The organism is Mycoplasma todarodis (assembly GCF_004335995.1).
Lineage (GTDB): Bacteria > Bacillota_I > Bacilli_A > Mycoplasmatales > Metamycoplasmataceae > Mycoplasma_K > Mycoplasma_K todarodis.
Genome location: NZ_PSZP01000068.1, coordinates 1 through 3,869, shown reverse-complemented (window position 1 = coordinate 3,869; position 3,869 = coordinate 1). Strand labels below are relative to the sequence as shown.

Sequence of the window (3,869 nt, the reverse complement as noted above, 5' to 3'; positions counted from 1 at the left end):
TGAACCCATACCTCTATATGATTTATAGTATTTACCTTTGTGTTCGATTTTTTCACCAGGTGTTTCATCAGCACCAGCTAACATAGAACCTAACATAACCATATCTGCACCAGCAACGATTGCTTTAGTAAGATCTCCAGTTTGTTTCATTCCACCATCAGCGATTGTTAATGCACCCATTGATTTCGCATCCAGCACCAACACCTGTAACAACACGAGTTGTACAGATGGCACCTGGACCAACACCAACCTTAACTGCATTTGCACCTTGTTCAATTAAGAATTTAGCGGCTGCACCAGTAACAATATTACCTGCAATTAAGAATACGTTTGGATATCTTTTGGAGATTTTAGAAACCATTTCACCAATACCTTTTGAATGTCCATGAGCTGAATCAACAACAAGGACATCAAGAACTTCATCAGTTGTTGAAACACCTACTGAAGTTGCTATTGGTTTTGTATCTCCAAACTCTTTATTTAATTTTTCTAATGATTCTACAATTGAATCAACTGAAGCATTTTTATGTAATACTCCAATACCACCATTCATAATCATAGCTCTCGCCATTTCATATTCTGTAACAGTATCCATTGCAGCTGAAATAACTGGTATTTCAATTGTGATTTTGTCAGTTAATTTAACTGATGTATTTACTTCAGAAGGTAGTCTAAAACATCGTCATATGTTAATGTTGTTTCTATTTTTTGTACTTTGTTCATAATCGCTCCTTTTACTCTCACTCGATTGTTGAAGGTGGTTTTGAAGTAATGTCATAAACTACCCTATTAACATCTTTAACTTTGTTTGTAATTTCACTTGATATTTTTTCTAATAAATCAAATGGAATTCTTGAGAATGTTGCTGTCATAAAGTCAACTGTATCAACTGATCTAATTGCAGCTGTATAAGCATAAGTTCTTTCATCTCCTTGAACACCAACTGTTTTAATAGGTGTAAGGATTGCAAGTGCTTGAGAAACTTTATTGTAGTATCCTGCTTCAATTAGGTTTTTGATGAAAATATCATCAACATTTTGTAGAATTTCTACTTTCTCTGGAGTAATATCTCCGATAATTCTAATAGCTAGACCTGGTCCTGGGAATGGGTGTCTCATAATTAGTGATTGAGGCAGTCCTAATTCTAATCCAAGTTTTCTAACTTCATCTTTAAATAAATCATTTAAAGGTTCTAAGATTTCAAAATCTAATTCTTCTGGTAATCCACCAACATTATGGTGTGACTTAATAACTTTAGCTGTACCGTTTTTACCTGATGATTCAATTAGATCTGGATAAATTGTTCCTTGTGCTAGGAAGTGAGCATCTGAATGTTCTTTCTTAGCTGCCGTAAACTCATCAATGAATAATTTACCAATTGTTTTTCTTTTTGTTTCTGGAATCGATTGTTACTAAGTTCATATCGTATGATTCTGCAAATAGTTTTTGAACGTTTGCAACTTCATTTTTTCTTAGTAATCCATGATCAATAAAGATACACGTTAATTGTTTACCAATTGCTTTATATAGAAGCATTGCTAGTACTGATGAATCAACACCACCAGATAACCCAAGAATTACTTTTCTATCTCCAACTGTTTTTTTAATGTTTTCAATTTTTTCTTCAATTAAGTTTTCTACTTTTCAAGTTGGTTTTAATTTTGCAATCTTGAATAAGAAGTTCTCAATCATTTTTTCTCCAAATTCAGAGTGTGTTACCTCTGCATGGAATTGATAAGTATAAATATTTTTCTCATCATTAACTGTCATTGCATTACATAAATCTGTTTTACCTATTGTTGTAAATCCAGGTGCTAGTTCAACAACTGTATCAAAGTGTGACATTCAAACGTCAGACTCTTTTGAAACACCATCTAACATTGGGTGTTCTTCTGTTTTATATAGTGAAACTTTTCCATATTCTCCATCTGAAAGTTTCTCAACTTTTCCACCTAATAAATGGTGAATTAATTGCATACCATAACAAGTACCAAGAACTGGTTTACCTAGTTCAAAAATTCTTTTATCAATTGTTAATGCATCTTCTTCAAATACTGATGAAGGCCCACCTGATAAGATGATTGCATCAAATTTCTTTGCTTCTTCTAATAAATCTTTTGATAAGGGTGAGATGATTTCTGAATAAACTCCTAAATCACGGACCCTTCTTGCGATCAGTTTGCAATATTGCGAACCGAAATCTACCACTAAAACTTTGTTCATTTTTTCTCCTTTTTCAATACAAAAAGGTCAAAATTGGTAAACTCCTAGATAAGGTAAAAAATAGTAAAATGTGAATTACCTTACATAGAGAGAAATTACGGTTTCTCGTAGAGACGTTTTTCCAATTAAAAACTTATATGTATGTTATTAAAGATTATAGAGAAAATTAGTTCTTATAGAACAAGTTTTTTGCTATTTTTTGTTTTCATAAACAATAATGAACCCAATAAATAACTTTAAAGTTATAGGTATTATAGTTTTTTCAATTTTAAGGTATGAGTTATTAGAACAAGATACGCACCCTCACCAACAGGGTACCTACATATTGGTGGAGCAAGAACAGCATTATTCTGTTACTTATTCGCTAAACACAATAACGGAGACTTCATTGTAAGGATTGAAGATACCGACATCAAAAGAAACGTTGAAGGTGGAGAAGACTCTCAACTTGATAACTTAGAATGATTAGGAATCACTCCTGATGAATCACCAAGAACACCAGTTGAAAAATACGGTAAATATAGACAATCAGAAAAATTAGATAGATACAATGCAGTTATTGAAGAATTAATTGCTAATGGTCACGCTTATAAAGCTTACGATTCATCTGAAGAACTTACAGAGCAAAGAGATGAACAAGAAAAAAATGGAGTATTCTCATTTAGATACGATAGAGAATGACTAAAAATCTCTGATGAAGAAAAAGCAAGAAGAGATGCTGCTGGGGAATTCTCAGTTAGACTTGCACTTCCAAAAAACAAAGATTACACATGAAAAGATATGGTTCGTGGAAACATCACAGTTAACACAACAGACATCGGTGATTTTGTAATTAAAAAACAAGATGGTTACCCAACTTATAACTTAGCTGTTGTTATTGATGACCATGACATGGAAATCTCACACGTTTTCCGTGGTGAAGAACACACAACAAACACTCCAAAGCAATTAGCTATTTATGATTTACTTGGATGAGAAGTTCCAGAATTTGCTCACCTTACAATCATTACTAACATGGAAGGTAAAAAACTTTCAAAACGTGATTTATCAACAAAACAATTTATCGCTGATTACAAAGATGAAGGATATATGGCAGATGCTATCTTCAACTTCTTAGCGCTATTAGGATGAACTGCTGCTGATGCATCAGAAGTAAATACTCACCAAGAACTAATTGAAAAATTCGATTGAAAAAGATGATCAAAATCACCTTCAAAATTCGATACTAAAAAAATGGAATGATTCTCAAAACAATACTTCAAACAATTACCAAATGATAAAGTAATTGAAAGACTTAAAACACATACGTCTGTTGAAGGATTTACACAAGAATGACTAGAACTATTCTCAGAAACTTATAAACAAAATGCAGTTACAACTTCTGATATTGTTAATGCATTAGAAATTTATAGAAATACAGATGCTAGAGATGCTGAAGTAACGGAAGTTATTTCAACATTCAAAGCAGAACTTGCTAAAAACGAATTCTCTGTTGAGGGTATCCAAGCTGCTGTTAATGCAACTAAGGAAATTACAGGAGCAAAAGGTAAATCATTATTCATGCCAATTCGTTTAGAAACAACTTACCAACAACATGGTCCTGAATTAGCTAAAGCAATTTACTTATTCGGTCAAGAACTAATTGA

General features: G+C 32.5%; 3 protein-coding genes, 1 pseudogene and 1 riboswitch. Of the genes and pseudogenes, 1 reads left to right on the top strand and 3 read right to left on the bottom strand.

The window, feature by feature from the left end; translation table 4 throughout:
• The 3 genes and pseudogenes from C4B25_RS04615 to guaA form a co-directional block, all read right to left on the bottom strand.
• Window positions 1–778: pseudogene (locus C4B25_RS04615) on the bottom strand (guanosine monophosphate reductase); the annotation flags it as partial.
• Entirely contained in the window at window positions 735–1,118 is a 384-nt protein-coding gene (locus C4B25_RS05125) for a GMP synthase (glutamine-hydrolyzing) (RefSeq protein WP_246004305.1), read from the bottom strand. The gene C4B25_RS05125 and the pseudogene C4B25_RS04615, both read right to left, overlap by 44 nt.
• Before the next feature lie 253 nt (window positions 1,119–1,371).
• On the bottom strand, window positions 1,372–2,223 hold the full coding sequence (gene guaA, locus C4B25_RS05120; RefSeq protein WP_246004304.1) for a glutamine-hydrolyzing GMP synthase: 852 nt from the start codon (window positions 2,221–2,223) through the stop codon (window positions 1,372–1,374).
• Between the two features lie 65 nt (window positions 2,224–2,288).
• A riboswitch (purine riboswitch) is annotated at window positions 2,289–2,384 on the bottom strand.
• Between the two features lie 121 nt (window positions 2,385–2,505).
• On the opposite strand from guaA, the gene gltX reads away from it, so the two are divergent.
• A partial coding sequence (gltX, locus tag C4B25_RS04605; protein ID WP_131613983.1) for a glutamate--tRNA ligase occupies window positions 2,506–3,869 on the top strand: 1,364 nt, incomplete at its 3' end.